Origin of the sequence: Mycobacterium sp., from assembly GCF_035653355.1 — a bacterium.
In the GTDB taxonomy this organism is placed as follows: Bacteria; Actinomycetota; Actinomycetes; order Mycobacteriales; family Mycobacteriaceae; genus Mycobacterium.
In genome coordinates this window covers 1-4,306 of sequence record NZ_DASRBZ010000486.1, presented here as the reverse complement: position 1 = coordinate 4,306, position 4,306 = coordinate 1, and the positions used below count along the sequence as shown (strand labels likewise).

The following is a 4,306-nucleotide window of genomic DNA, read 5'->3' as shown; positions in this document are numbered from 1 at the left end:
CACCGGGGGGTGGCGGGCGTCGGCGCGCACGCGCAGCTCGGCCAGCAGACCCGGCAGATCCAGCTGCGGGCGCTGCGCCACTTCGTCGTCGACCAGTTCGGCGAGCGCGGTCAGGGCTTCCCAGCGTTCGCGGGCGCGCGTGCCGGCCGGCGGTTGGGCGGTCAGCCCCAGCGGTTCGAGAAGGCCGCGAACCAGCTCGGGCAAGTCGCCCTCTGCGCCGCGGTCCGCGGCTCGCTGCAGCGCCAGCAACGCCTGCTTGATCTCCTGACGGCTGAAGAACCCTTCGCCGCCGCGGACCTGGTACGGGATGCCCGCCTCGGTCAACGCCTCCTCGTAAACCTCCGACTGCGCGTTGATGCGGTAGAGCACCGCGATCTCCGCGGGTGGGATGCCTTTCTCGATGAGCTTCGATATCGACGCCGCCACCGCTGCGGCCTCGGCGACCTCGTCGGGATGTTCGTGAAACGACGGGGTGGGGCCGGGATCCCGCTGCCCGGTCAAGTGCAGTTTGCTGCCCGCCATCCGTCCGCGGGCTGCGGCGATCACCCGGTTGGCGAGCGACACGACCTGCGGGGTCGACCGGTAGTCCCGCTCTAGGCGGACCACGGTGGCTTCGGGGAAGCGCCGCGAGAAGTCGAGGAGGTAGCGGGGCGTGGCCCCGGTGAACGAGTAGATGGTTTGGTTGGCGTCGCCGACGACTGTCAGGTCGTCGCGATCGCCCAGCCATGCTGAGAGCACCCGCTGCTGCAGCGGCGTTACGTCCTGGTATTCGTCGACGACGAAGCAGCGGTAACGGTCACGGAACTCGTCCGCGACCGCCGCGTCGTTTTCGATGGCGGCCGCCGTGTGCAGCAGCAGGTCGTCGAAGTCGAGCAGGGCCACCCCGTCGCCACGGGTCTTGAGGCTCTCGTAGGCCTCGTACACGGCGGCGACCTGCGCGGCAGGCAGCGGGGTGTCGCGGCGGGCCTGCGCCACCGCCGGCGGGTAGTGCTCGGGGCTGATCAGCGACGCTTTAGCCCACTCGATTTCGCCCGCGAGGTCACGCACGTCGTCGGTGCTCGTCTGCAGGCCGCTGCGGTTCGCGGCGCGTGCGACCACCGCGAACTTGCTGTCCAGCAGCTGCCAGCCCCGGTCTCCGACGACCCGCGGCCAAAAATACCGCAGCTGGCGATGCGCGGCGGCGTGGAAAGTCAGCGCCTGCACCGCGCCGACCTTGGCGCCGGTCTGCGCGGCGGCGTCGAGTGCTCGTAGCCGCGAACGCATCTCCCCCGCGGCGCGCTGAGTGAACGTCACCGCCAGCACCTGCCCGGCAGCCACGTGGCCGTCGCCGACCAGGTGGGCGATCCGGTGGGTGATGGTGCGTGTCTTGCCAGTTCCGGCACCGGCCAGCACGCACACCGGTCCGCGGGGAGCCAGCACTGCCTCGCGCTGCTCGTCGTCGAGGCCGGCGATCAAAGGGTCAGCTGTCACCGGCATGGCGTCCATCTTGGCAGCGGCTACCGACAAACCGACGGCAGCGCCACGCCGTAGTCTCGGTTGGTGCAATACAGGCGGCCCCATTTATGTTGAACCGGCTATGACTGATGCTTTCAAGGCTCCGCTTACGATCTATACGACGCCGTGGTGTGGGTACTGCCATCGGCTCAAGACGGTCTTGAAGGCTGCAGGCATCACCTACGACGAGGTCGATATCGAACAAGACGGGACGGCGGCGGAGTTCGTCGGTTCGGTCAACGGCGGCAACCGGACCGTTCCCACCGTCAAGTTCGCCGACGGGTCGACGCTGACGAATCCCGGCGTCGCCGAGGTCAAGGCAAAGCTCGCCGATCTGACCGGTTAGGTCAGTCAGTCGCGCGCAGCCCACGACTCGATGATCTGGCGGGCGATCGAAACGGAGCCGGGCAGAAGGAGTTTGGACTCCGAAGCACTGGTCCAGTCACCGGCGTCCAGCGCACTACGTACTTCGTCGCGGGTGAACCACGCGGCCTCGGCGATCTCGCCGTCGTTGAACGAGAAGGGTTGGTCGGGGTCGGCGATCGCGTGGAAGCCGACCATCAGCGAACGCGGAAACGGCCAGGGCTGGCTGCCCAGGTAGCGGACGTCGCGCACGGTCAATCCAATTTCCTCGCGGATTTCTCTTACGACGCACAGCTCGAACGACTCGCCGGCTTCGACAAATCCAGCCAGCAATGAAAACATCCGCTCTGGCCAGACCGTCTGGCGGGCGAGCACAGCGCGGTCTCGGCCGTCGTGGACGAGGCAGATCACCGCAGGATCGATGCGCGGGAACTCTTCCTGTCCGGTCAGCGGGTTGATTCGGGCCCAGCCGCTCCTGACGGGTTTGGTCGGGGTACCGTCCAGGGGCGAAAAGCGGGCGCTGTCATGCCAATTCAGCAACGCGACGGCGCACGACACCAGCTGTGCGCTGAGGTCGTCGAACAGCTGGCCCCCGCGGCGCAGGTCGGCCACGCGCACGTCGGGGTCCTCGGGCGCCTGCAGCGGGCTCCGGATCGCCCAGACATGGCGGCCACCTTCGATACGCCCGAGGAACACCGCATCTGGTAGCGGCTTGTCGCCCAGCGCGGTTGCCGCGTCGAGGACTACTCGACCATTGGCGACGAGCACCTGGTTGCGCGAATCGATCCGCAGCACAGCGGCTTCCGGCCATCCGGCGGTGGCGGCTTCGACGTCGGTGCGCACGTGATCGGCCCGGTCAGCGCCCACGCGAGACAGCAGTGGAATGCTGCGCAGCTGGAAATCAGCCACTAGTGGCCCGCGCTGCGGATATACAACAGCCGGTCGGTGGCTTCGATCGCATCGACCTCGGGGGCGTCGACACGCAGCAAGTGGCCGTCGCGAACCACGCCGAGCACGATGTCACGCAGATGCCGCGCCGAGCCGCCCACCTCGCTCTGCTCGACCTCGCGTTCGGCAATAGCGAACCCCGCTTCCGGCGTCAGGAGATCCTCGATCATTTCCACGACGCTGGGCGTGGTCGTGGCGATGCCGAGCAACCGGCCGGCGGTCTCCGAGGACACCACCACCGAGTCCGCACCCGACTGCTGCAGCAAGTGTTGGTTCTCGGCCTCCCGAATCGAGGCGACGATCTTGGCCTTCGGCGCGATCTCTCGGGCCGTCAGGGTGACCAGCGCGGCGGTGTCATCGCGGTTGGCCGCCACAACGATCGAGGCTGCATGTTGCGCGCCTGCTAAGCGCAGCACGTCGGCTTTGGTCGCGTCACCGTGCACAGTGACCAGGCCAGCGGCCGATGCGTGGTCCAGGGCGGCTTGGTCGGTGTCGACGACGACGATGTCGCTGGGTGCCGCTTCGTCACTGAGCATGGCGGCGACCGCTGTCTTGCCTTTGGTGCCGTAGCCGATGACGACGGTGTGGTTACGCACTCTGCTCCTCCAACGCTGGATCTTCCATCCCTGCCGGGACCGCTCGGAGAGAACCTCGAGCGTCGTGCCGACCAACACGGCCAGGAACGCGATTCGCAGCGGCGTCATGACCACGACGTTGACCAGCCGGGTGTATTCGGTGATCGGCGTGATGTCGCCGTAACCGGTGGTGGACAGCGACACCGTGGCGTAGTACACGCAGTCCAAGAAGGTCAGCGGCCCGCCCTTCAGGTCGCGGTAGCCGCCGCGGCCGAGATAGACGACCAAAGCGGCGGCAAGCAATACCACGACCGCGATGGCGACCCGGCGCACGATGATCCGCACCGGGCTGACAGGGCTTTCCGGAATTCGCAACACGCCGACCAGTGCATGGCCGGGCCGGGCGGTCAGCGTGTCGTCGAGACCGGCCAACCTATCTTTCGCCACGGCCATCCGTCATCAGCTGGCGCACGACACAAATGTAACCATGACCGCTACACCGAGGTGTTGGTTACCAACCCGGTCAGCTCGTCGGGCCCGGCCAGCGCATCCGGCTCGACGGTGACTCCGGTACGCACGTAGTAGAAGGCGGCGCGCACCGCGGATTCCGGACAGCCCTGCAACCCCGCCCACGCCAGCCGGTAGACGGCGAGCTGGACCGCGGCCTGCCGCATGGCCTCCGGCCCGTCCGGCGGTTCACCGGTCTTCCAGTCCACTACGGTGGTGCCGCCGTCCGGGTCGGCGAACACCGCGTCGATCCGGCCACGCACCACGGTCTCGCCGATGGCCATTTCGAACGGCACCTCGACCGCGACCGGTGTGCGCGCCGCCCACGGTGACCGGCTGAACGCCGCCTGTAACGCGGCCAGCTCTTCCGCGTCGGCCTGGGCGGCGCCTGTGTCGGCGCCTGGCAGGTCGTCGAGGTC

Annotated in this window: 5 protein-coding genes; 1 reads left to right on the top strand and 4 read right to left on the bottom strand. The window is 68.0% G+C overall.

The window, feature by feature from the left end; translation table 11 throughout:
- The coding region (locus VFA16_RS16760; RefSeq protein WP_324968898.1) for an ATP-dependent helicase at positions 1–1,476 on the bottom strand (1,476 nt) is incomplete at its 3' end.
- A gap of 100 nt (positions 1,477–1,576) precedes the next feature.
- Between VFA16_RS16760 and mrx1 the strand changes: the two genes are divergently transcribed.
- Positions 1,577–1,840, top strand: coding sequence for a mycoredoxin Mrx1 (gene mrx1 / locus VFA16_RS16755; protein WP_324968897.1), 264 nt, complete (start codon positions 1,577–1,579; stop codon positions 1,838–1,840).
- A gap of 5 nt (positions 1,841–1,845) precedes the next feature.
- On the opposite strand, the gene nudC is transcribed toward mrx1, so the two are convergent.
- The 3 genes from nudC to VFA16_RS16740 all read right to left on the bottom strand — a co-directional run.
- The gene (gene nudC, locus VFA16_RS16750) at positions 1,846–2,766 is read right to left on the bottom strand and encodes an NAD(+) diphosphatase (RefSeq protein WP_324968896.1); all 921 of its coding nucleotides are present in this window, start codon (positions 2,764–2,766) and stop codon (positions 1,846–1,848) included.
- On the bottom strand, positions 2,766–3,833 hold the full coding sequence (locus VFA16_RS16745; RefSeq protein ID WP_324968895.1) for a potassium channel family protein: 1,068 nt from the start codon (positions 3,831–3,833) through the stop codon (positions 2,766–2,768). Before VFA16_RS16745 ends, nudC begins: the two co-directional genes overlap by 1 nt.
- Before the next feature lie 41 nt (positions 3,834–3,874).
- On the bottom strand, positions 3,875–4,306 hold a 432-nt coding region (locus VFA16_RS16740; RefSeq protein ID WP_324968894.1), incomplete at its 5' end, for a PD-(D/E)XK nuclease family protein.